We start from the raw sequence: 23,793 nt of genomic DNA, 5'->3' as shown, positions 1-23,793 counted from the left end.
TAATTCGTAAATCACTTTGCCAGTTTGCCTTCCAGCATCTTGATAAAATAGCCGCCTACTACACTGCGGGCCTGAAAACCAACCTGTTTGGCATCCGTAGTCTCGTGCCAGTCGCTGAGTGGAACACGGGTTGGGGTTTCGTTGGCATACTTCCAGACGGGGCTTACAAACGCCTGGAAGTCACGGTTCGAGTTGGCCATTGTGGCCGTCCACATAATCCAGTCCGACTTGGTGTAGGTCTTGCGGCTGTCGAGGGGCAGGCCGTAGGATTGCTGGTTTTTGAGGTAGAAGGCAATCTCCTTTTGAGCCACTTCTTTCGGGAAGATGTTCAGCCCTAATAGCTTGTCCCAGACAATGTTGTATTTCTGGCTCCAGCTATTGGGCGTCTTCCCTGACGCGGGCCGATCAAAGGTCAACGCGTAGTGATCGCCTTCCGAATCCATGGTCATCCATTTTTTAGCCAGGTCGCGGGCGAGGGTCAGGTGTTCGTCGGCGGTTTTTTTGTCGCCCATCATCTGCGCCATCTTTCCGTAGCAGGCAATGCCCATGATGGCCTTGGCCGAGAGGTTGGCGTTGCGGGCCAGGTGACCGGCAAAGTCGTCGGTGCAGAGTTGCGTGCCGGGGTCAAAGCCATCGCGTTTCAGAAAGCCCACCCACTTGGTCAGCGAAGGCCAGTGTTCCTTAGCAAAGTCGGCTTTGCCGTCGGCCATGACCGAGGCGGCGGTCAGGATCATCATGTTACCGGCTTCTTCTACGGGCATGTCTTCGCCGTAGGTCTGGCCGTTGGCCAGCGGGTAGGTACCCACGTCATGGGCGGGGAAGTCTTTTTTCCATTTGCCCGTTTCGCTGTAGTCGAAGATAAACCGCAGCAGGCCCTTGGCTAAGTTGTTGTTATACAGCAGAAACAGTGGTGCAGACGGGTAGGTCACGTCGACGGTGCCGATGGAGCCGTTGGAAAAATTCTCTTTCGAGAAAAAGAACACCTCGCCTTTGGGGCTTTCAACAATCTTGTGGGCCGCAATGGCCTGCCGGTAGGCCAGCACACATAGGTCGGCATACTGGCTACCACCAGCCTTCTGGGCATCGGCGCGGAGCTTAGCATCAAACGAGGTGCACGTCTGACGAAGGCGGGCATAGTCGTTAGAGGCGGTTCGCAGCAGGTCGGGCATGGTTGTTTTGCCATCGCGCCGCCACCACGCCCGCAGGTTTTTGCCGAAATACTGCACCGAATACAGGTCGTCGTAGGCCAGCATGATGTGTTTCTCAACGGGTTTGGCCGTCACGTTGCCCATCGCCAGGCTGATGCCAAGTCCCACGTCCTGAGCAGCCCCGGTGGTTTGCTGCCCCGCCGGCAGGCTACCCCCATCAATGAAAGCCATGCGGAGGGCCTCAGACGTACCTGCCGCCAGTTGAACACCCACGCTGCCGGGCGACGCGAGGTAGGCATACCCCCAGTCGATGCGGAGGTTGTCGCCTTTCTTTTGCAGCAACGGCTGGTCTTTGGTGCCCACATTCAGCCAGCTCAGGCCATTGCTTAAGCTGGCATTGGTCACCACTTCCTGACCTCCCTGGTTGGTGGCCATCGTAGCCGATTCACCAACATAGAGCTGCACCGCGTGCGCCCGGCCATCGCGCGCACGCACGGTAAACGTAAGGTAGGTAATGGGGCGGGCAGCCACCTCAAGTTCGGTCAGCAGCAGCGGCGAGAGAAAATTCAGCCGGAGGTCTACCGGACCAGCCGTGAAGGTGTAGTCTGTCTGCGTGGCCCGTACAATCACGCCCGTTTGGGTGGCGGTAGTCAGCGCTGCGGGGGTAATGGGGTTGACAATGCCCACATCAATGAAGGAACCACCACGTGGGCTGGTGCAGTGTACTGCCAGGATGTTCTTGCCCTTTTTCAGTGCTTTCTGCCCCAACTCTGGCAACGGCAGGTAAACGTAGTCGTTGATGTAATCGGGCTTTTTCAGAATCTCGACCCCGTTGAGGTAAATTTCCACCTGATCGTCGTGGTTAAGGCTTAGTAGAAATTTGCTGGGATCACCCTCGCCGTCGTAGGTAAATTCGCGACGGACCCAGATCTGACCCGATTGCCCCGCGCCGTTTTTCCAGGTCGTCTTTGCGTCGGGTGTGTCGCCGAAGGGGCCGGGAGCGGTAACCCAGTTGCTGGCATCGAAACCGGGGGTTTCCCAACCACCGTCGGGCTGACTGGTGGTGTACTGGGCGGAATAAGGGCCGCTTTCGCCGGTGGGTAAGATCGGTTTGTAGGTGGTAGGCACGGCCCCCATAAACCGGTACGCTTTGCCATCGACCCGCACAATACCTTCCAGTGACTGCGGCTTGCCTGTCCAGTGGCGCGTGGGCGAATCGGTGAGCTTGTCGGTTTCACTCCAGACACTGAAGTACGGATCGTGGGTGATGAGTGGGTAAGCAGGGGGCCTCAGCGACTGTGCCTGCGAGAAGGAAACAGACCCCAGCAGGGCCAGATACAGGGTAATCTTTTTCATAACTCGTGAATCAGGTATTGTAGTAGCAGAAGAAAGGAGGGGGTGAAAACTATCCTTTCGACCAAAAGAAAGGCCCTCCTGATTGTAGGAGCCTTAAGGCGTCAACTGTTTATCGTTGATGGAACCCAGACAGGCTGATTGGGGGCTACACCGCGATCCGGCACAAAACGCTGGCGTTAGGTCGCCACGCAACCCAAACAATCCGCTGCCTCGAAAAAAACAGCCCTGGCCTCCGGCTATAGGTTGTCCTGAAAAACAACCAGTTCAACAACTGACCTGCCTCACCATGCACAACTGGCTGCTGATACTGGCCCTTTTTGCCCTGGCGCCACTCTTGGTAAACGCCCAGCCTGCTCGTATCACCGACCACAATGCCATTGGCTGGTTCACCTACAATGGTGATCACAAACTGACCCGCAACTGGGCCATTCATACAGAAGTGCAGTGGCGCCGTACCGATCTCATAACAAACTGGCAGCAAGCTCTTTATCGCCTGGGGCTGGTGTATAAAACAGCCGATAAAATTCAGTTATCCGGGGGCTACACGGCCCTGGTCACCTACCCGTATGGCAATCATCCGGTGGCTGAAACGGGCGTACCTTTTACCGAACATAGGGCCTACGAAGACATCACGGTAACTGATACGGTGGGCACGGTGAACCTAAGCCACCGCCTCCGGCTGGAGCAGCGGTGGCTGGCGAACCTCATGCCCGGCGGCTCACGCGAAGTGGCTGGCTGGAGTTATCAGAACCGGGTCCGGTATCAGCTACAGGCCAGGGTGCCGCTGCAGGGTCGCACCCTGGACAACCGGGAATGGTACGCTTTTTTCTACGATGAACTCTTCATCGGTTTCGGCAAAAACGTGGGTAACAACGTCTTTAACCAAAACCGCATCAGCGGCGGTCTCGGCTACCGATTTTCCGATGCGCTCAACCTGGAACTGGGCTACCTGAACCAGATTACCCAACACGCCGATAACGACCCAGCAACGGGTAAACCAGTATTTGAAAACAACAACGGCTTCCGGCTGAATGTGGTGTATGATTGGTGAGTCTGGACAGATCCACCAATTACGCCAGCACTTTATCGACCGTGATGGGCAGGTCGCGGAAGCGGCGGCCGGTGGCGTGGTAGATGGCATTGGCGATGGCCGACACGGTGCCTACTACGCCAATCTCGCCGATGCCTTTCACGCCCGCCGGGTTCACAATGTCATCAGCTTCCTCGATAAAAAAACCGTCTATTTCCTGGATATCGGCGTTGACCGGCACGTGGTATTCGGCCAGATTGGCGTTCATAACGCGGTTGTTGCGCGGGTCGAACACCGTTTTTTCGTGCAGGGCCATGCTCACCGCCCAGACCATACCGCCCAGCACCTGACTGCGGGCTGTTTTGAGATTCACAATCCGACCGGCAGCAAACGACCCCAGCAGCCGCGTCACCCGCACTTCACCCAGTAGTTCATCTACTTCCACCTCGGCAAAAACGGCCCCGAACGCGTTCATAGAGTACTTTCCCTTCTCGTCACCCTGCTTCGACTGCACCGTGGCTTCGAGGGGTTTATTGCCGTTACGTTTCAGCAAACTGGTTAGGGCCTCGCCTACTTTCGGGTTCGATTTCTGCTGTAACTGACCTCCTTTTTGAACCACGATCTCGGCCTCAGCCACGTTGAACAGGGGTGATTTTGGGTCCTTCAACGCCATCTGTCTGGCTTTCTTCAGCACCTCCTGCGCTGCCTGCGTCACCGCCGACCCCGTACTCGCCGTGTTGCGCGACCCGCCCGACACCGACGACGTAGGGTAGATAGAGTCGCCCGCGCTGAGGGTCACCTGATCGGGACTAAGGCCGAACACCTCGGCGGCAATTTGGGTCATAATCGTGAACGTACCTGTGCCGAGATCCTGCGTGGCGGTTTCCACCTGCACCGTGCCGTCGGGTTTGAGCCGCACCAGCGCTGTCGACTCGCCCCGGTTCATGGGGTAAACGGTCGTAGCCATGCCCATGCCCCGGAGGTAGTTGCCGTTTTTCAGGCTGCGAGGCTGGGCGGGGCGCTTGCTCCAGCCGAACCGCTCAGCCCCCTGCCGGTAGCATTCGCGGAGTGATTTTGACGAAAATGGTTTGTCTTTGTTGGGGTCCGTTTCGGCGTAATTGGCCAGCCGAAATGCCAGCGGGTCCATCCGGAGCTGCGCGGCCATTTCGTCGATGGCGCTTTCCAGGGCAAATACGCCGGGGGCTTCGCCCGGTGCGCGCATGGGAGCTGGCGTACCGATGTTGGCGCGGATGAACTTGTGGGTGGTGTCGAGGTTGGGGCAGGCGTAGAGCATCCGGGTAATGGTGCCGGCCGGCTCCGCAAACTCGTCAAAATCAGACGTTTGGGTAATAGAGTGGTGTGCCGTAGCCAGCAGTTTTCCATCCTTGCCGGTAGCCAGGTTCAGCCGTTGCACCGTAGCCGACCGGTTGCCCACCATCCCGAACATCTGCTCGCGTTTCAGCACCAGCCTCACCGGTTTACCCGTCAGTTTAGCCGCCATTGGGGCCAGCATCACGTGCGAAAACGTGGTGCCTTTGCTGCCAAAGCCGCCCCCCAGAAACTGCGTGATTACGCGGACGTTTTCTTTGGGCATCCCAAAGATCTCGGCCACCCGCTTCTGGCAACCCGAAATACCCTGCGTGGCGTTGTACATGGTGAGCTTATCACCTTCCCAATAGGCCAGCAACGCGTGGGGTTCCAGGGCGTTGTGGTTCATGGTGGGCGTGGTGTAGGTCTCTTCCATCCGGTTGATAGCCGCCGCCAGCCCCGCCGCCAGGTCACCCCGTTTGGTATCGACCTGGTCGTCTACACGAGGCATCTGCTTGGGGGTACTCATGTCGGCTTTTCCGGCGGGTAGCGGCAGTTTCACGGGTTGCGTCTGATACGTCACCCGCACCAGCGAAGCGCCCTCTGTGGCCTGCTCAAGCGTCTCGGCCAGCACCATGGCAATAGGCTGGTTGTTGTAGTGCACCAGGTCATCCTGAAAGACGTGCAACACGCGGTCGGTGGCAATCTCCGAGGGTTTGTTTTTGTCCATCCCTGCCAGTTTGGGGGCATTCTGGTGGCTCATTACGTTTACCACGCCGGGTACTTTCAGTGCATCCGCCGTGTCGATGGCCGTAATTTTTCCGTTAGCGATGGTGCTCATCACCAGTACGCCGTGCAGCATGCCGGGCCGTTTTATATCGGCCGAATAGCGGGCACGACCGGTTGCTTTCAACGCCCCGTCGACGCGGTTTATCGGATCACCTAGCAGTTTCTTTGCCATGTTTTTAAAGGTCATTGGTTGTATGAGACACCAAACAAGCGTTGAGATCTTGTCCAGCACGAGAGACAAAGCTTGGCGTGAATTGGCTACACACCAGCGCGTAGCCAACTCACGCGAGGCCACCCACATCAGCCTTGCCTAACTAACTGTCTGCAACGCCCTTACAATGGCGTTTTCGGCCAGTTGAATTTTGAATGCGTTGTGTTCGTGGGGTTGGGCACCCGCCAGCAGCGCTTTAGCCGCGCTCCGAAACGTAGTCTCGGTGGCGGGTTTACCCACCATGTTTTTCTCCACGTCGGGTAGTCGCCAGGGCTTATGCGCCACCCCACCCAGCGCAATGCGCACGTCACGAACGACCCCGTTTTCAACAGCCAATCGTGCCGCAACCGATACCAGCGCGAAGGCATACGAAGCCCGGTCGCGCACTTTCAGGTAGTGCGACTTTCCGCCGATGGCGGTTGTCGGCAGGTCAACGGCTGTAATTAACTCATTGGCTTCCAAGACAGTATCGCGTTGAGGGGTGTTGCCCGGTAGCCGATGAAAATCGAGAATGGGGATAGACCGGCTGCCGTTGGGACCCGTCACCTGCACCACTGCGTCGAGGGCAGCCAGCGCCACGTTCATGTCGCTGGGGTTGGTGGCAATGCAACTGGGCGACGACCCCAGAATAGCATGAATCCGGTTGTAGCCGCCAATGGCCCCGCATCCGCTCCCGGCAGCCCGTTTATTGCAGGGCTGGCTAACGTCGTAGAAGTAGTGGCAGCGGGTACGTTGCAGCAGGTTACCCCCCATTGTGGCCATGTTGCGCAACTGCGGCGAAGCGCCCGCCAACAGGGCCTCCGACAGCAGCGGAAACTGCTTCATCACCAGGGCGTTGGCGGCCACATCGCTGTTGCGGGCCAACGCGCCAATGCGCAGGCCTTTGTCTGTAGCGTCTATCTGCGTAAGGGCTAACTGACTGATGTCGACCAGCCGATCGGGGCTTTCGACGTCATATTTCATCAGGTCGACAAGGTTGGTGCCGCCCGCGATAAACTTCGATTGGGTCTGGGCACCAAGCAGTTGCACGGCGTCGGCGGGTTTGGTGGCCTGGGCGTAGCTGAATAATTTCATCCGATGGTATCTCCTTTTTTGACCGATTCAATGGCCGCCACAATACCCGCGTAGGCCCCACACCGGCAGATGTTGCCGCTCATCCACTCCCGGATCTCGGCGGGCGAGTCGGCATGGCCGTCGCGCAGCACCGCCACACCCGACATGATTTGGCCGGGTGTGCAGTAGCCGCACTGCAGGCCGTCGTGTTTGATAAAAGCCGCCTGCAGGGGGTGTAAGCGTTCCTGTCCGTTGGTTTTGCCACCGGGAGCGATGCCCTCGATGGTGGTGATCTCGCGCCCCTGCTGCATGACCGCAAGCAGCAGACAGGCATTGGCCGTGCGCCCGTCGACGTGTACCGTGCAGGCCCCACATTGGCCGTGGTCACAGCCTTTTTTGCTACCCGTCAGGTCGAGCCGTTCGCGGAGCACGTCGAGCAGCGTTTCGCGGGGTTCAACGTCCAGCTTATAGGTTTTTCTGTTGACTTTCAGCGTAATAGCCTGTTTTTGTGCTGTATCCGCTGCTGGTGTGGTTGCTGCCATAGTCCTTGTTGGCGTAACCAGTGGTGGCAGCGCCAGCAAGCCCGCTATAGCCGAGGACTGCTTTAGAAACCAACGTCGGTTACTTCCGTCAACTACCTGTATTTTATCGTTTGCCATACCCCTTATCCGTGCTCATTGAGTCCGTTTCTACCTAACTGTGCCCGATTAACGAGACAATTCGGGGAAGGTTCTAAATAACTTAGTCAGCATGCCGGGTAGTGGGCCTTTCCGCAGCCTAGTAGAGTGGGGTTATAGGGCGCTTTTCACCAAAATCCTGTGTAGTTATACCCATCTACTATGCCCACCTCTCCTACCCGAAAGCAGTTTCTACAACAGGCCGGCATCCTTAGCGCGGCTACCCTACTTAGCCCACTTGCCGGTCAGGCTTCGATGCTGGCCAGTGCCCCCGAAAAACGGGTGCGCGTGGGGCTGATTGGCTGTGGGAGCGTGTCGAATATGTACCTGCCGCACCTGAGCAAATCGCCCTTTGTGGAACTGGTCAGCACCTGCGACATCATTCCTGAACGGGCGCAACAGGCCGCCGCCAAATACAGACGGTCCGACGGGTCGCCGCTCGATCATTACCCCCACATTGATCAACTCCTGGCTGGCGCACCGTTTGATCTGCTCGTGAACCTGACCAACATGCAGGAACACGGACGGCTAAACCGGCTGGCTCTGCTGGCGGGCAAGCACGTCTGGAGTGAAAAGCCAATGGCCAATACCTACCGCGAGGGCCGCGCCCTGCTGGAACTGGCAATCCAGAAAAAGCGGCGCATCTGGGGTGCCCCGGCGGTGGTACAAAGCCCGCAGTTTGCCTTTATGGCGCAGGCCATCCGCGATGGTAAGTTGGGTAAGGTGTCGGCGGCACACGCGCACTACGGCCACCTCGGCCCTGACTGGTCGGCGTTTTTCTACGAAAAGGGGGGTGGCAGTTTGCCCGATCTGGGCGTGTATAATCTGGCTACGCTAACAGGGCTGCTGGGTCCGGCAAAAGCTGTGATGGCCATGACGAGCATCGTAACACCCACCCGCCACACGACCGATAAAGGCACGGTGCCGGTGGTGGCCGAAGACAACGCGATGGTGCTCCTGGATCACGGCAATGGCGTTTTATCGCATGTGCAGTGCGGCTTCAACTATTTCGACCCCTACGGCCATGAAGGTAAAGGACAGGAAAAACCGACGATCACGGTCTGGGGAACGAAGGGAAATCTGGCCCTGATTGGCTACGACTGGGCACCCTTCGGCGTAGATATGGCCACCACCGAGAATGAAAAAGGCGACCGTTTCGCTACCGACACCAGGGATTATCGGTGGGAAATGGGCGCGTCGGTGATTGCCGAATCCCTGGCTACAGGCAAGGAGCCGCTTATTCAGCCCGAACACGCGCTGCACGTGCTCGACATCATCGAAGCCGCCCGCAAATCGGGCACTACGGGCCAGCGAGTTGCGCTACAATCCACGTTCAAATGGCCGGTTGTTTAAGAAGTCGACAGTTGACTATCGACTATTGACTATCGACTTTCCCCCAGTCGTTCAATCACTTCCAGGCAAGCACGGCTATTGTGGTAGGGACATTTCCAGAAGCCGATTTTGTCGTTTTTCACCATCGGACTATGATCGGCGAAGACACCCCAGCGCCACTCACCACCTGCCTTATCAAGGAGGTATTCCTGCGCAAACTGCCAGCTGCGCACGGACTGTTCATAGAACGTTTTGTTGCCCGTAAGCTGCCAGGCGTTCAGGAAACCAACCATTGCTTCGGCGATTACCCACCACTCGCGGTGGGTGTCGGTATGGCCGGTGGTGCGGTTGAGTTCGTAGAGCAGGCTACCGTCGGGCTCTATGGTTTTGCCCACCGACCGTGCCATTTCCACGGCCACCATTTTCATTTCCTGAATCAGCATATTGTCGCCTAATAGCTCGGCAGCTTCCAGCAGCAGCCAGGCCGCTTCAATGTCATGCCCGTAGGAGACCAGGTCGGCGGTGGGTTTCCAGTCGGCGGTAAAAAACAAACGCTGATGATAGGTGTGCGGGTCCAGAATGTGCTGGCGGAAGGTTTGCAGTAGCCTCCGTAATTGGCGCGCCAGCCCGGCGTCGGGCCAGATGCGGTAGGCGTTGGCGTAGGCTTCCAGCACATGCAAATGCGTATTCATGGTCTTCACCACATTGCGCTCATTGGCACTCAACGCCGACCGGTCCAGCACGGCGCCTTCGCGGCTGGTGGCTTCGTAATACCCGCCCCGCTGCCCGTCGAAACTGTATTTTTCCATCCAGGCATACAGCTCTTTGGCAGCCTTCAGCGCATCGGGTCTGGCCGTGGCGCGGTAGTATTCGCTCAGGCCGTAGAGCGCAAACGCCTGCCCGTACACTTGCTTGTGGGTTTCGCGCGGGGTGCCATCGGCGTTCACCGACCAGTAGACACCGCCATGTTTCTTATCCCAGAAATGGGCCATCAGGTAGTCGTAGGCACGGTCGGCAAGGACGAGATATTGGGGCTTTTTTGTGTGCCGGTACGCCGCCGCAAACGTCCACAAAATGCGGGCGTTCAACACTCCGCCTTTGGGCGCGGCGGGGTCGGGCACCCCCTCGCCAGAGATGCGACCAATGAATCCACCGTGCGCGTTGTCGAGGCTATGGGTGGCCCAAAAAGTGAGGATGTTCGTCAGCTCTGCTTCAACTTGCTGCCGATAGAGCGCGGGGGCAATGGTGTCGGTTCTACCCGTCATACTACCTGTCTGTTACGGTGTTGTACAGGTCAAAAATTCACAACGGCTGAATAGGCCTTTTTAGGCTGGTAATTCTGGTCGAACAGCAGGGGATAGTCTTTACGGCCTTTAACGGGAAAATTATCCAGCCACGACGATTTGTCGGACAGGTTCCAGAACGTAACGCCCGATAGCTTGTCGCGGTGTTTTCTGAACACCTTGAATAGCATCGCATAGTGCGCGGCCTGCCGGTCGTTCAACTCGTTGGTGAATTCACTCTTGGCCGTGGCTGCTGCTTCCTGACGTTCGTGTTGTTTGGCATGGATCGACACGTCTAATTCCGTGATTTGCACCGTCAGGCCCAAACCCGCAAACCGGGTAATCGACTCGTCCAGTTGCTGGGCCGTGGGTTCATGGATAGACCAGTGCCCCTGTAGCCCAACTCCATGAATAGGCACGCCTTTGTCTTTTAGTTTTTTGACTAACTGGTAGATGCGTTCCCGCTTTACGGTATTCTCGGTATTGTAGTCGTTGTAAAACAACAAGGCAGCCGGGTCGGCCTCGTGGGCATACTGGAAGGCTTTCTCGAGGTAGTCTTCGCCAATAATTTCGTAGAATTTGGTGGGGCGATACAGCGCATCGCCCCCGTCGGGTACGGCCTCGTTGACTACGTCCCAGGCATAGATTTTACCTTTGTAGCGGCCCACCACGGCAGAGATGTGCTGCTTCAAACGGGCCAGCAACACGTCGCGGCTTACCTGCTTACCCGTCGAGTCGACAAAGAGCCAGGGCGGGATCTGGTTGTGCCAGCAAAGCGTATGCCCCCGCACTTTTAGCCCATGTTGCTGGGCAAACTGAACAATGGCATCGGCGTCTTTCCAGTTATAGCGGTTTTCTTCGGGGTGAATAGGCCCCATTTTCATCGCGTTTTCGGGCGTCATGCTGGAAAATTGCGCCAAAATCAGTGCTGATTCCGGCCCGTTTTGCATCATGCGCGGGTTAACGGCCACACCAATCGGAAAGTAGGCTGCGTAGTAGTCCTTCAGCCCTTTCGCCGATTGACCAGCTGAGGGCATTGACCATAACAGCAACGCCACTATAACGGCTCCACCTCTCGCCACAAGTCCTTTACGTTTCATCGTGTGCTCTTGGTTTTTGGGCCTATACTTTGGGTTCCCAGCCTTTTTCGTAGTCGCGGCTCCAGAGCTTCTGAGCGTCCTTGTCGCCAAGGATGTGGCCGTTTTTGGGGTCGATGTGCAGGTCGCGGCCCACCCGCCAGGCAATGTTGCCAAGCTGCATAGCCAGCACACTCTTGTAGCCCAGCTCCACGTCGCAGTTGGGGCGGCGGTTGTTTTTGATGGCGTCCAGAAAGTCGGCAACGTGCAGCGCATCCATACCCAGGCTGGGGCTTGCCGTATTGCGGCCCTGCACGGCGTCTTCACTCATGCCGGCTTTTACTTCGTTAATCTTCTTACCATCAAGGTCATACACGGTATAGCTGTCGCCGCCCGTGTCGAGGCTTCCGTTTTCGCCGTAGAAAATAATGCCCCGGTCAAGGCCCTCAATTTTGCGCCCGTTCGAACTGCGGCATTCCCACATCAGCGACACCCGGCCCGGATAATCCATGATCACCACCTGCGTGTCGGGCGTTTCCCAGTCGTCTTTAAACTCATACCGCCCCCCTACCGAGCTAACCCGGATGGGGAAGTCAACACCCAGCCCCCACCGCGCCACGTCGACTTCGTGGGTACCGTTGTTGAGGGCCTCGCCCGTACCCCAGTGCCAAAACCAGTGCCAGTCATAATGGATTAAGCCTTCTTTGTAGGGCACACGTGGGGCCGGTCCCTGCCACAGGTCATAATCGAGCCAACTGGGTACGGTGCCGGGCCTGAGTGTGGTGGCTTTCCGCTTGTTGGTGTACCAGGTTTTGGCCAGGTACACCCGGCCAATGATGCCTTTGTGCAGTTGTTCGATGCCCTGAGTCAGCACCGGGGCCGACCGCCGCTGAGCACCCATCTGCACCACGCGGTTGTACTTCCGGGCAGCAGCCACGGCCAGTTCACCTTCGTGGGGGTTGTGGCTCAGGGGCTTTTCTACGTACACGTGCTTACCCGCCTGACAGCCCATAATGGCGAGCGGTGCATGCCAGTGGTCGGGTGTGGCGATGTAGATGGCATCAATAGACTTGTCGTCGAGCACCCGGCGGCAATCCCGTTCGGCTTTGGGCGTCAGGGTCTGTTTTGTTTTCAAGATGGTCTGAATGGCTTTCGGAATAGCCCGCTCGTCAACGTCGCAGACCGTGCCGACCTCGGCGTTTCGCTGCCCGGCAAACGTGCCACCCATGCTATTGCCCCGGCTGTTGACCCCAATGGTCGCTACCCGAACCAGGTCATTGGCACCAATAATGCGGTTGTAGCTTTTGGCCGAAAACGAGGCCATTGTTCCGCCAGCGGCCAGGGTCGCCGAACCGGCAGCCGCCTGCTTGATAAAATCACGTCTGATCATATAGTCTGGAAAGTCGAAGAGAGGAGTGCTGATAGTCTGGAAAGTCATAGTGGGTAATTTGCTACCCTGAAGCTATACCTGCGACTTTCCAGACTATCAGCACTCCTCTCTTCGATTTTCCAGACTCCTCAAGACAACTTTCCTCCTCACATAAACATCGTCTGGATTTCGTCTTTCACCGTGCGGAGTGCCTCGGCAGTGGGGAGGCGGTCACGCTGCACGATGCGCTCGAAAATACGCTTCGACAACTCAATGGCAGGGGCATCGGCGTGAACATCGCCAGAAGCCTGGTTAATGAGCGTCGTTACGTCGTTCATGGCGTTTTGCACCTGATCCCAGGCCTGCTGCGACATGTATACCTGCTGCGACAGGTTGTGGCTGTACTCGTCGCGGATCTCGCGCAGCAGCGTCTGGTGCAGATCGAGGGCGGTATCGGCAGAATTACCCAGGCGGAGCAATAAATGGTTGGGGCTGATGCGTTCCAGAAAAAGGACCATGCGCTCGTAGGCCTGCAGGCGTATGGGCACCACTGTGTCTGAGTAGCGTTGTTTTACCTCATTCTGGTGGCGGTCGGCTTCCCGCTGAAGGAGTAATTTCACCGTCAGGTACATACCATAGAGCACCAGTGCGGCAGGCACCAGTAGTTTTACAAAGTCGCTGAGGACGGTCATACGCGGGTCTTTTCGTAATTTAGCGTAAAGGTAACGTTGGGGCTGTCTGCCCCGGTATATTGGCCCCAGCGGCTTTTTCATCCAATCAGCTCACCCCATGGTTAGTAGTCCCGTCAGTATCCGGCCTGAAGCCCGCACCCAAATTCTGGATACCCTGCATACCCAAAAGATTCCGGCGGAGTATGGTTTGCGGGTGGGGGTGCGTGGGGGTGGCTGCGGGGCTTCATGGCTGCTGGGTTTCGACCTGCCCGGCCCCACCGATGAGCTTTATCTCGTCGACGGCATACGGGTAATCATTGACCGGCGGCATCTTCTTTATGTACTCGACGCCATTATCGGCTTCGAACAATCGGAAGAAGGGTGGGGCTTTGTGGTAGACCGCCCCCTGGCAACAGCATCAACCGAACAGATAGTCCAGTAAGAATCATGGCACGATTTTAGGGGAAATGTACCAAAACCAGACCTCATATCTCAACTCAGTGGCTTTCCTCGAACGACATATCTTCCTGTTGCTGGCTGCGCTGGCGTTCGGACTTTCGGTGCTTTGCTACACGTTTCTGGAACGAGATGCCCCCGGTGCCACCGACGAGCAATATGTAGTGGCGGTGCAGGAGCGGGTAAAAGCCGAGATGCAAACCAGCCACGCCGAGCTCAATCAGGTGGTGGCCAAACTCAAACAATCACCAAAATTCACCTTTGGATCGCTATACGAGTCAGATTACCAGTACCCCTATTTCATCTTCAAAAATCGCAGACTTCTCTTCTGGTCCGACAACCGCTTTATTCCCGATTACGCCCGCGTGGCCGACGTGACGTTGCCCCGCGTGGTTGAGTTTGACCAGGGGCAATTTGTGGTGAGCCGTAAAACCGTGCTTGTCAAGCCCGATTCATTCGTTGTGGTCTCGATGGTGCCGGTCTACCGTCGCTACACAAGCACCAACAACTACCTAAAATCGGGCTATAACCCCAGCCTGTTCACGCACGACCCGCTCACGCTCACCACCCAGCGCGGGCCAGCTTACCAGAACGTGTATGACGATACGCCCGTATTCCTGTTTTCCGTTGTGCCCCCCCGCATCGACCCTTACCACAACCACAGCACCCCCGTCAACACGGTTATTCTGGCCACATTGGGCGTACTGCTGCTGGGTATCTACGTGATGCGCCGCATCAGTTGGGCGGCCCGCAAACGGCAATATGAACTGGGTTTCCTGTGGCTGCTCTGCTACCTGCTTCTGCTCCGGGGGCTGATGCTCTATACAGGAGTACCGTTTTTGTTTGTTGAGAGTGATCTCTTCAACGCCAAATATTACGCCGCCTCCGAGCTGTCGCCCTCCCTTGGCGACCTGCTGCTCAACAGCCTTGCCCTGGTGGCGCTGGCGTTTCATATGGGGATGACCTTCTACCGGTCAAGGATTTACTTCTGGGTTATTCACCTGCCACTGCCGGGGCGTGCAGCCATTTCGTTTGCGCTCATCCTTTGCAGCAACTACGTCTACTACCTGTGTTTAAACCAGTTAAACGCGCTCTACGAAAAATCGCAGTATACACTCGACCTGTCGCTGAGCATTCAGTTCCCGCCACTCAAAATAGCCAGCCTCCTTTTCTTTGTCGTCCTGTCGTTGCTGTATTTCCTTACGCAACACATACTGGCCAGTTTGTTTCTTCGGCTGAATGAAAAGCGGTGGCAGGGGCTGATTATTTTTCTGGTTGGCACCCTGATCTCAGTCAGCGTGTGGCTGTTGTTCGAACTACCCACCGAACCAGTCTGCCTCCTGAATATGGCCTATTTTTTAGGCTTATATCTGAGCAACTTTCCCCGCTACCTCTACACCTTTCGCTACAAAACGTCACTGTACCTGTTTTTAGGCAGCTTCGTTTGCGCCGCCACGGCGGCTACCGTAGTGTATAGCCAGCACCTGAAAAAAGACCTGATCACCAAACAGGATATTGGCAAACAACTGCTGGCCGAAAATGACCAGTTTGGTGAATTTCTGCTCCACAAAGCCTCGGCCTCGATAGACAATGACCCTACGCTCCGTCGCATTTTCCAGACCGATTCGCTGCTGAAACATGCCCGTATTCAGAAGCGGGTGAAAATAGCCCACCTCGACCGCTATTTCGACAAATATGACGTAGAGGTATCGTCATTTGATGGCGGCGGGCACCCGCTCGATCTGCTCAACGATGCCGTATCACTGGCTTCACTGGTACAGCGATTTCAGCAGCCCGCCTACAAGACGCAGTACCCAAATCTGTATTTTGCCAATGAGGTAGGTAACCGTTTCCTGAAAGAATACGTCAGTTTCATCAATATCCGTGATGCCGACAGCACCCTGATTGGCTACGTCGTGCTTGACCTCAAATTACGGAGTGAAACGCCCCGCAGCGTGTATCCTGAGCTATTGGTCGATGATAAGCTAAGCCAGTCGCCGGCCATGCGCGACTACAGCTACGCTATTTTCAGTACGGGCTCTACACCAGCCATGGGCAGGCCCACTACGCAACGGTTGCTGCTAAGTACAGGTAGCTATAACTATGAGCGCAAGCTACCCGTGGCGCTGCTCACCGATCCGGCCCTCTACGACAAGGGCATCTCGGTTGAAGGGTATGATCACCTGGGTATCAAAGGAACCAACAACCGAACGCTGGTGGTCTCGTCTGAGGCTTACCCCTACCAGGCTGTACTGGCCAGTTTCTCCTTCCTGTACCTGTTGCTGGTGCTGTCGGTTATTATGGTTATTGTGCTCTATGCCGTGCAGTATGGTCTGTCGCGTTTCAGTATTAATTACTCCACGCGAATCCAGATTTTGCTGAACGTGGCCTTTTTCCTGCCCCTGTTGCTGGTAGTGCTCATCATTTTGGGCGTCATCAGTGCCAACTACATCAGCAACCAACAGGCCAACTACCTCAGTAACACCAAAAACATTGCGTCTAACTTCTGGACCTATCTGGAAGAAACCCAGAAAAAACTACGCAGCAAGGAGTCTATGGAGCAGGAGCTTCAGACCATTGCCCGCGATGCAGACATCGACATTAACGTGTTCAATACAGACGGACAGTTGTATACGTCAACCCGGCCACTGATGTATGAGAGTGGCCATCTGTCGAAGTACATCAATCCAAGTGCCTTCATTCACATTGTAGAAGACAAGGAAACCCAGAAGCTGCTCAACGAGTCGCTGGGTACCAAACAGTTCAGCACCGTTTACACCGCCATAAAGGCGTATGACGGCAAGCTGCTTGGCATCCTGAGTGTTCCCTACTTCTACGCCCGCCCCGAACTCGACCGTCAGCTGCTCGACGTGGTGTCTTCGGCGCTGAGCGTGTTTACGGCCCTGTTTTTGCTGTTCTTAGTTCTCTCTTACTTCGCCTCAAACAGTCTCACCGGTCCACTGCGGCTGCTTACGCACAAAATTCGGCGTACCAGCCTCGACCGGCTCAACCAGACCATCGAGTGGAAATCGGACGACGAAATAGGCGCGGTGATCAAAGAATACAACCGCATGCTCGCCAAGCTGGAAGAAAGTAAAGTGTCATTGGCGCAGAGCGAAAAACAGTCGGCCTGGCGCGAGATGGCCAAGCAGGTGGCCCACGAAATAAAGAACCCACTCACGCCCATGAAGCTCACCCTGCAACAGCTTCAACGTACCCTGCCGGGTATGAACCCCGTAACCGACCGGGCTGTGAGCCGCACCCTCGACACCCTCCTCGACCAGATAAACAACATCAGTGACATTGCCACGTCTTTCTCCGATTTTGCCAACATGCCCCTGCCGCAAAATGAACTCGTAGAGTTGGCGTCGGTACTGAACAAGGTGGCAGACCTCTACAATGACGACCGGCACGTAGTTATCCGTCGGCAGATTGAAACGGGCCCTGTCTGGATTATGGGCGACCGGCAACTACTCATGCGCATCTTCACCAACCTGATCATCAACGGCATACAGTCGGTGGAAGAGGGAAAAAGACCCGTTGTTGACCTGCGCCTGTTTACCACCGACGGCAACGCCAACATTGAAGTACATGACAACGGCGTGGGTATTCCCGAAAACATCAGAAGTAAAGTATTCCTGCCCAACTTTAGCACCAAGCAGGGCGGCAACGGCATTGGCCTTGCCCTCTCGAAACGCGGCATCGAACACGCCAGCGGCAGCATCTGGTTCGAAACGCAGGAAGCCGTGGGCACTTCCTTTTTCATTGCGCTACCACTGGTCAGTCAGACCCGGCCCGTTCACAATTAGGCAAAAAAAAGTAGCCCAAAGGCTACTGGCTACTCGTTGGTGGCAAACGCCATTTGTTTGGCGGGTACCTGAACATCGTCGTCAAGTACTACGTGCCGCCAGTTCTCACCCGACCGTATGCGGTTCAACTGGGTGTGTGTAATACCAAACTGACGGGCAATCATCTTCAGTCGGTTCTTGTCGTTTCGGAGTAATTTCTTGATAATCAATACTTTGCTTTCTGTAAGTTTATAATTGCTTGTGCGCCGGGGCTGCATACGGTTCACCACATTCGGGTTATCGCGGTTATGCTCGATCATCTCTTCTTTGGTAGCCCAGCGCAGGTTTTGTACCCGATTGTTGAGCTTATCGTGGTCGAGGTGAATGACGTACGTACGCTCGGGCAGGTCAGGCTGGAGAAAATACTGGGCCACCAGCTTATGCACGTATCGGTTCAATGTTTTGCCGCCGGTTCTGATATTCAGTGACCGGTAGCCCTGAATCACGGAGCCTTTGATGATGGCTCCGTTTGGTCCGGATTGAAAACTCCGCAGCCGGCCATAATTTGACACCTCATATTTCGGAGCTGGCTCCACACTGTCGAAAGCAATAGGCAGCCAACGCTCATTCCAATAGCTTGTGGTTTTAGTATCGTTCATGACAGCATAGGAAAATGAGTGGGCGACTTGCGGGTTTGTGCAAAGAAACGCAATTACAATTGAATAGATAATTAACGTGTTCTAAACAGTAAAATAGACAGGACTGTTGACGTTTGGTCACAAGCAGGTATCTGTCGCTGCAGATTATTAACCTACTGTCATCAGGTTATCTGAAGACTAGTACGATGCAAAAGCTTCCATGGATGCGTCGAAAGGAACATAACATTCCAGAACAACCGGGTGTATTATGTGGTCTTACCTCCAAAATCAAACGAAAGGGCGTAACAAAGATTGCTTAGCCCTCGCTATACTATGCCAACGAAGACGTTAGTAATTGGTGCATCGGAAAACCCCGACCGGTACGCCTACAAGGCAGCCCGTAGCCTCAAACAACACGGTCATCCGGTAGAATTGATTGGGTTGAGAGCAGGCTCAATTAACGGTACCCCTATTCAAACAGGCCAACCCGCGCTGACAGATATCGACACCGTGACCCTCTACGTAGGCCCGCGCAACCAGCACATCTACGCCGACTATATCAAACAGCTGAAGCCCCGGCGGGTCATTTTTAACCCCGGTGCTGAAAATCCAGCACTTGAATCAGAGCTTGTGCAGGCGGGTATTGAACCTGTCGAGGCCTGCACGCTGGTCATGCTCTCGATTGGGAATTATTAGGAAAAAGAGGGAAGGGGGGAGCGGAAGAAAGGAGAAAAGCAATCGCTTTTCTCCTTTCTTCCGCTCCTCCCCTCCTCCTTTTTCCTACCACCTGATCAACGCTGATGCCCAGGTGAAACCGCTGCCGAAAGCGGCCAGGCAGATGAGGTCGCCTGATTTGATAATACCCTGATCATAGGCCTCAGTCATAGCAATGGGGATAGAGGCGGCGGTAGTGTTGCCGAAGCGTTCGATGTTGTTATACACCTTTTCTTCAGGCAGGCCCATTTGCTGCCGTACATACTCCGAAATGCGGATATTGGCCTGATGGGGAACCAGTAAATCGAGGTCAGCAGCGGTGTAGCCGTTGGCATCCAGGGCTTCGTTAATAACCTCCGTAAATCGCACTACAGCATGTTTGTAGACCGCGTTGCCGTTCATGGCTACGTTATAATCGCCTGCGGCCAGCGTAGCCTCGGTAATCCACCGACCGTCGCGGCTACTGCCAGGGTCCTTCACCATGAGGTCTTCGGCATAACGACCGTCGGCGTGAAGGTGGGTGCTCAGAATGCGGTGTTCGGCATCATCGGTGGCCTGCACCACAGCAGCACCGGCCCCGTCGCCAAAGATCACCGCCACGTTGCGCCCTGCCGTTGACTTGTTCAGCAGCGATGACTGAATCTCGGACCCCACCACAAGCACGGTTTTATACATGCCCCCCCGAATAAACTGGTCGGCAATGGACAGGGCATACACAAAGCCCGAACACTGCTGCCGAACGTCGATCACGGCGATTCCGTCCAGCCCCAGTTCGCGCTGCATCAGGTAAGCCGACCCCGGAAAATAATAATCGGGCGTGATGGTAGCATACACGATCAGGTCAACATCTGACGTGGCTACCCCCGCCCGGTCCATGGCCTGCCTGCTGGCGGCGGCGGCCATGCTGGCGTTGGTGTCTTTGCCGAACGTAAAATACCGCCGCTGTTTTATACCCGTCCGCTCCTGAATCCAGGCGTCGGAGGTGTCCATGTACTGCGTGAGGTCGTCGTTGGTCACTACCGTTTCGGGCACGTAGAAACCCAATCCGGTAATGCGCGAATAGATTGGTGTCATCTAGGCGGTCTTCATAGTGATGCTATATTCCTCCATAATGAGGTTGGCCAGTAACTGGCGACAGGCAGCGTCGACGGTAGCGCGGGCTTCATCTTCCGAGGCAGCGTCTACCTCCAGGCGAATATGCTTGCCAATGCGCACGTTGTCGATGCTATCCATATTGAGGTTGTGCAGGCCCAGCTTTACAGCCTTACCCTGCGGGTCCAGAATCTCCTTCTGGGGCATAATGTCAATTTCAGCGAGGTACGTCATGGGGAGGAAAGGGAATGAAGAATGTGAAATGAAAAATGGTTTTGCGTGCGGGCTACGACCATAAAACCATTTTACATGACTCATTTTACATTCCTTTTGTCTTACGATTTACAACAATAGAAAGAAGAATGTACAGTAAAATAATGAGTGGGATAGCGGCAAACTGAAGCAGAAGCAACAGCAAAATAGAAGCGATCAGAAAACTGTACTTAGCCTGATTTGCCGCCCAGCTAAATGACTTGAATTTAAACGCCATCAGGGGTAATTCAGACACCATCAATAGTGATAAAATAATGATGGTACCGTAGAGAACATAAGGGCTCAGAATAATTGACTGGTGCTGTGGGTGGAACGTCAGAATCATGGGCAGCGACGCCACAAAGAGCGCGTTGGCCGGAATTGGCAGGCCCAAAAACTGCTCTGTCTGGCGCGTGTCAATATTGAACCGGGCTAAACGTAGAGCACCGCAAACGGCAATAGAAAAAGCCAGATATGGCCAGATTGGCCCTTTTTCTGTGTCGCTTATTTCCCTTGTCAGGGGTTGAAACGGATCTTGAATGAGGGCAAACAGTATAAATGAAGGCAACACCCCAAACGTGACTACGTCGGCGAGGGAATCAAGCTCTTTGCCAAACGGCCCTGATACACCAACTGCCCGCGCCACAAACCCATCACCGAAATCAAGTACACCCGCCAGCACAATCAGCCATGCTGCTGACGTTAAATCGCCCTGCACAGCAAACAGAATTCCGATACACCCACAAAGCAAATTGCCGCAGGTCATGGCGTTGGGTACGTGTTTTAGCATAAGTAAGAAGTGAGAGCGAAGAAACAAGAAGCAAGAAATAAGCGGCAAGATGTGAGAGGTAAGAAACAAGAGGCAATTTGTGCTTACTTTTTCTCAATTCTTGTCTCTCGCTTCTTACCGCTACCTTTCAGATGTAACAAACGGGTTCGTGCGTTTTTCTTTTCCTATTGTGGTAGGCTCCATATGCCCGGCGTAAACAATGTAGTCGTCGGGAAGGGTGTAGAATTTTGTTTGAATGCTTTGCAGCAACGTGTCGAAATCACCAAAGGGCAAATCGGTCCGGCCAATGCTGTTATTGAAGAGTACGTCGCCACCAATGACGTAACGGTCGGCATGGTTAATAAACGCCACGTGGCCCGGTGCATGGCCCGGCGTTTCAACCACGGCCAGTTCGGTCTTACCAAACCTGATCACGTCGCCTTCGGCCAGGTTATGATCCCGCTCGAAGAGTTCATAGCCCGGTAAGCCAAACAACCGGCACCGCGTTGGCACGTCGTCCAGGATGGGCTGATCCTTTTCATTCAGGTAGGCGGCTACGCCGTATTTCCGTTTCACAAACGCCCCGCCAAACACATGGTCGAGGTGGGCGTGGGTGAGCAGCAGGTACCGAATCGTTAGGTTCTGACTGGCTATGTAGGCTGCCAATTGCTCCTTTTCGGCCTGTGTGTAGCAGCCGGGGTCAATTACCACAGCTTCACGCGTTGCCTCGTCGGCAATGATATATGTATTCTCCTGAAGGGGAGAGAAAACGAATGACTGTACCATAATGCGGGGGCAAAAGTACAAAAACATACGCTACGGCGAAGGCTACAGCCTACACCGCAGCAACTCTTGCCGTTGCGTGTACACCCACCGGCACTTGCAGCCGCACGTATGTACCCTGCCGATTTTCGACGGTCAGTTCAGCATCGAGCTGGTCGCTCAGGTTCCGAATCAGTTGCTTGCCAAACGAGCCCGTCGCTTGTTGCCAGGCAGTCAGATCCACACCCGGGCCATTATCAGCAATTTCGAGCAGAATAACGTCGTGGTTTGTGTGCAGAATGACGCTCAGCCGAGGGTGCTCTACGCCCCCAAACGCGTATTTAAACGCATTGGTCAACACCTCATTGATAATCAGTCCCATCGGAATAGCCATGTCGGCATCAACAGCATCGGCCACCAGCGACATGTGCAGATCGAGCGTGGCGGGCGTGAAGCCGTAGGTGTTCATCATCGACTGCACCAGGTTGCTGATATAGTCGCGGAGGTCGATGGTAGTCAGCGCATCGGTTTGGTAGAGTCGCTGATGAATAAGCGACATGGCATGAATACGCTGTTGCCCTTCCTGAAACGCCTGTTTCGTACGACCGTCGTCGGTACGGTTGGCCTGTAATTCCAATAGTCCCGACACGATGGCGAGGTTATTTTTGGCGCGGTGGTGCAACTCGCGCATCAGCAGTTGTAGCTGATCGGCCTGTTTACTCATCCGCTGACTCCCCTGCCGCAGCCGCCTCGACTGGCTTACGCTTAGCCCTAGTAACAACGCCAGCAGGAGCGCTCCGCCCCCCAACCCCGCCAGTTGCCAATGGCGTTGACTACGCTCTTCGTTCAACTGTTTGATTTCGGCATTTCGCTTTTCAGCCTCATACTTCGATTCCAGTTCCTGAATCTGCCGTTCTTTTTCCTGATTAAACAGGGAGTCCTGCTGCGCTTTCGACTGCCTGAATGCCCGCAACGCCTGCCGATGATCGCCTTTCGCCTCATACAACTGCGACAGGGCCTCGTTCACGTCCGATTGTATAGCCAGCCTGTCGGCGGTATTATTGGCCATGGCAATAGCCTTGTTGGCTATCCGAATGCCCTCATCGTAGCGTTTCAGGCCATACAGCGCACGGGGCATGTTGGCGTAGACCATGGTGAGCGCAAAGAGGTTCTTTTGCCTGGCGAAATAAGCTGCACAGGCCTCGTACTGACTGACAGCAATGGCAAAGTGGCCCAGGTTCTTGCGGGTGATGGCCGTGTTGAGCAGGGTCACATAATAGTCGCTGGTGTCACCCACAGCCAATGAGCGCATAGCCGACGTATCGGCGTAGGCCAGTGATTTAGGCCTATTTTTCAGCTTTCCTTCCAGAATAGAGTAGCTGTTGTAGATATCAGAAACCAGGCGTTCACTGTCGCGGTCTGTCATTTTGTGTTGTTGCTGGTACTGACGAGCCGCCTCCAACGACCGACGGGCTTTCACCAGATCATTATTATCCAGCTGAATCTGAGCAATTTTCAGCTTCACCAGCAGGACAAAGTAACGGCTTCTGGCAGCGGCAGGGCTTTTACCCATAGCCAACTGAGCAAAACCCTGCTCGGCCTGACCGAGGCAACGCAGGGCTTCAGCCCAGTGCGCTATAGACCGTTCCAGCTCAGCCCGCATGCTCAGGACATGCGCCTGTAGCAGGGTCGACCCGGTTTCTTTGGCCTGTTCGTCGGCCAGTTGCAGGTAAGGCAGCGCCTGTTCATAGCGGCCCGTGCCTTCATACATAATATCGACGCCCAGTTTGGCTAGTTGCCTTATCCGGGTCGAATCGTCTTTGATGGCCACAATCCGCGCCGAATCGGCAGTGGTGGTCTGGGCTTTCCCTGGCAATCCAACCAATACACTAATAAACCATAGACCGCTGGCTAGTAGAAATTTATAATGCATAAAGACGTTGGATATCGGATATTGGATGGTGGGGGTAGTTAGGTTGTTGCTCAAAGCTATTCGCCCAACAACCCAACTACCCCCAC

The 23,793-nt window shown here is 55.3% G+C and carries 19 protein-coding genes; 5 read left to right on the top strand and 14 right to left on the bottom strand.

Going from position 1 to position 23,793, the window contains the following annotated elements; genetic code table 11:
* Positions 1-11: 11 nt before the first annotated feature.
* On the bottom strand, positions 12-2,504 hold the full coding sequence (locus tag J2I47_RS17810; protein ID WP_207365948.1) for a glutaminase family protein: 2,493 nt from the start codon (positions 2,502-2,504) through the stop codon (positions 12-14).
* A 286-nt stretch (positions 2,505-2,790) separates the two neighbouring features.
* Here J2I47_RS17810 and J2I47_RS17805 point away from each other — a divergent pair, with 286 nt between their 5' ends.
* Positions 2,791-3,555 (top strand): DUF2490 domain-containing protein, encoded by a 765-nt coding sequence (locus J2I47_RS17805; RefSeq protein WP_207365947.1) that lies wholly within the window; start codon positions 2,791-2,793, stop codon positions 3,553-3,555.
* 19 nt (positions 3,556-3,574) lie between these two features.
* Here J2I47_RS17805 and J2I47_RS17800 read toward each other — a convergent pair whose 3' ends face one another.
* The 3 genes from J2I47_RS17800 to J2I47_RS17790 all read right to left on the bottom strand — a co-directional run bounded on the left by J2I47_RS17800 (position 3,575) and on the right by J2I47_RS17790 (position 7,554).
* The gene (locus J2I47_RS17800; RefSeq protein WP_229374719.1) at positions 3,575-5,803 is read right to left on the bottom strand and encodes a xanthine dehydrogenase family protein molybdopterin-binding subunit; all 2,229 of its coding nucleotides are present in this window, start codon (positions 5,801-5,803) and stop codon (positions 3,575-3,577) included.
* A gap of 138 nt (positions 5,804-5,941) precedes the next feature.
* Complete coding sequence (locus J2I47_RS17795) at positions 5,942-6,916, bottom strand: FAD binding domain-containing protein (protein WP_207365945.1); 975 nt, start codon at positions 6,914-6,916, stop codon at positions 5,942-5,944.
* Entirely contained in the window at positions 6,913-7,554 is a 642-nt protein-coding gene (locus J2I47_RS17790; RefSeq protein WP_207365944.1) for a (2Fe-2S)-binding protein, read from the bottom strand. The genes J2I47_RS17795 and J2I47_RS17790 overlap by 4 nt, the downstream gene beginning before the upstream one ends.
* A gap of 180 nt (positions 7,555-7,734) precedes the next feature.
* On the opposite strand from J2I47_RS17790, the gene J2I47_RS17785 reads away from it, so the two are divergent.
* Positions 7,735-8,925, top strand: coding sequence for a Gfo/Idh/MocA family protein (locus J2I47_RS17785; protein WP_207365943.1), 1,191 nt, complete (start codon positions 7,735-7,737; stop codon positions 8,923-8,925).
* Positions 8,926-8,954: 29 nt separating this feature from the next.
* On the opposite strand, the gene J2I47_RS17780 is transcribed toward J2I47_RS17785, so the two are convergent.
* The 4 genes from J2I47_RS17780 to J2I47_RS17765 all read right to left on the bottom strand — a co-directional run bounded on the left by J2I47_RS17780 (position 8,955) and on the right by J2I47_RS17765 (position 13,324).
* Positions 8,955-10,169: an AGE family epimerase/isomerase gene (locus tag J2I47_RS17780; RefSeq protein ID WP_207365942.1), complete on the bottom strand. Its 1,215-nt coding sequence runs from the start codon at positions 10,167-10,169 to the stop codon at positions 8,955-8,957.
* A gap of 29 nt (positions 10,170-10,198) precedes the next feature.
* Positions 10,199-11,287, bottom strand: coding sequence for an endo-1,4-beta-xylanase (locus tag J2I47_RS17775; protein WP_207365941.1), 1,089 nt, complete (start codon positions 11,285-11,287; stop codon positions 10,199-10,201).
* A gap of 22 nt (positions 11,288-11,309) precedes the next feature.
* The gene (locus J2I47_RS17770) at positions 11,310-12,701 is read right to left on the bottom strand and encodes a Gfo/Idh/MocA family protein (RefSeq protein WP_229374717.1); all 1,392 of its coding nucleotides are present in this window, start codon (positions 12,699-12,701) and stop codon (positions 11,310-11,312) included.
* Between the two features lie 98 nt (positions 12,702-12,799).
* The gene (locus J2I47_RS17765) at positions 12,800-13,324 is read right to left on the bottom strand and encodes a DUF7935 family protein (RefSeq protein ID WP_207365940.1); all 525 of its coding nucleotides are present in this window, start codon (positions 13,322-13,324) and stop codon (positions 12,800-12,802) included.
* Positions 13,325-13,421: 97 nt separating this feature from the next.
* Between J2I47_RS17765 and J2I47_RS17760 the strand changes: the two genes are divergently transcribed.
* A complete protein-coding gene (locus J2I47_RS17760; protein ID WP_207365939.1) occupies positions 13,422-13,745 on the top strand; it encodes an iron-sulfur cluster assembly accessory protein in 324 nt (107 codons plus the stop codon).
* A 58-nt stretch (positions 13,746-13,803) separates the two neighbouring features.
* On the top strand, positions 13,804-17,568 hold the full coding sequence (locus tag J2I47_RS17755) for a sensor histidine kinase (RefSeq protein ID WP_207365938.1): 3,765 nt from the start codon (positions 13,804-13,806) through the stop codon (positions 17,566-17,568).
* A gap of 29 nt (positions 17,569-17,597) precedes the next feature.
* Here J2I47_RS17755 and J2I47_RS17750 read toward each other — a convergent pair whose 3' ends face one another.
* Positions 17,598-18,206, bottom strand: a complete 609-nt coding sequence (locus J2I47_RS17750) for an HNH endonuclease (RefSeq protein WP_207365937.1) — start codon at positions 18,204-18,206, stop codon at positions 17,598-17,600.
* A 312-nt stretch (positions 18,207-18,518) separates the two neighbouring features.
* On the opposite strand from J2I47_RS17750, the gene J2I47_RS17745 reads away from it, so the two are divergent.
* Positions 18,519-18,881: a CoA-binding protein gene (locus J2I47_RS17745; protein ID WP_207365936.1), complete on the top strand. Its 363-nt coding sequence runs from the start codon at positions 18,519-18,521 to the stop codon at positions 18,879-18,881.
* An 84-nt stretch (positions 18,882-18,965) separates the two neighbouring features.
* Here J2I47_RS17745 and J2I47_RS17740 read toward each other — a convergent pair whose 3' ends face one another.
* From J2I47_RS17740 to J2I47_RS17720, 5 genes are all read right to left on the bottom strand, one after another.
* Positions 18,966-19,973, bottom strand: a complete 1,008-nt coding sequence (locus tag J2I47_RS17740) for a 3-oxoacyl-ACP synthase III family protein (RefSeq protein ID WP_207365935.1) — start codon at positions 19,971-19,973, stop codon at positions 18,966-18,968.
* A complete protein-coding gene (gene purS / locus J2I47_RS17735) occupies positions 19,974-20,225 on the bottom strand; it encodes a phosphoribosylformylglycinamidine synthase subunit PurS (protein ID WP_207365934.1) in 252 nt (83 codons plus the stop codon).
* Positions 20,226-20,310: 85 nt separating this feature from the next.
* Entirely contained in the window at positions 20,311-21,033 is a 723-nt protein-coding gene (pssA, locus tag J2I47_RS17730; RefSeq protein ID WP_229374713.1) for a CDP-diacylglycerol--serine O-phosphatidyltransferase, read from the bottom strand.
* Positions 21,034-21,153: 120 nt separating this feature from the next.
* Entirely contained in the window at positions 21,154-21,798 is a 645-nt protein-coding gene (locus tag J2I47_RS17725; RefSeq protein ID WP_207365933.1) for an MBL fold metallo-hydrolase, read from the bottom strand.
* 49 nt (positions 21,799-21,847) lie between these two features.
* Entirely contained in the window at positions 21,848-23,707 is a 1,860-nt protein-coding gene (locus tag J2I47_RS17720) for a histidine kinase dimerization/phosphoacceptor domain -containing protein (protein WP_207365932.1), read from the bottom strand.
* Positions 23,708-23,793: the final 86 nt, after the last annotated feature.

The sequence above is a fragment of the Fibrella rubiginis genome, from assembly GCF_017353185.1.
In the GTDB taxonomy this organism is placed as follows: Bacteria; Bacteroidota; Bacteroidia; order Cytophagales; family Spirosomataceae; genus Fibrella; species Fibrella rubiginis.
The sequence above is the reverse complement of the archived record's forward strand: the minus strand, read 5'-3'. Positions and strand labels throughout refer to the sequence as shown.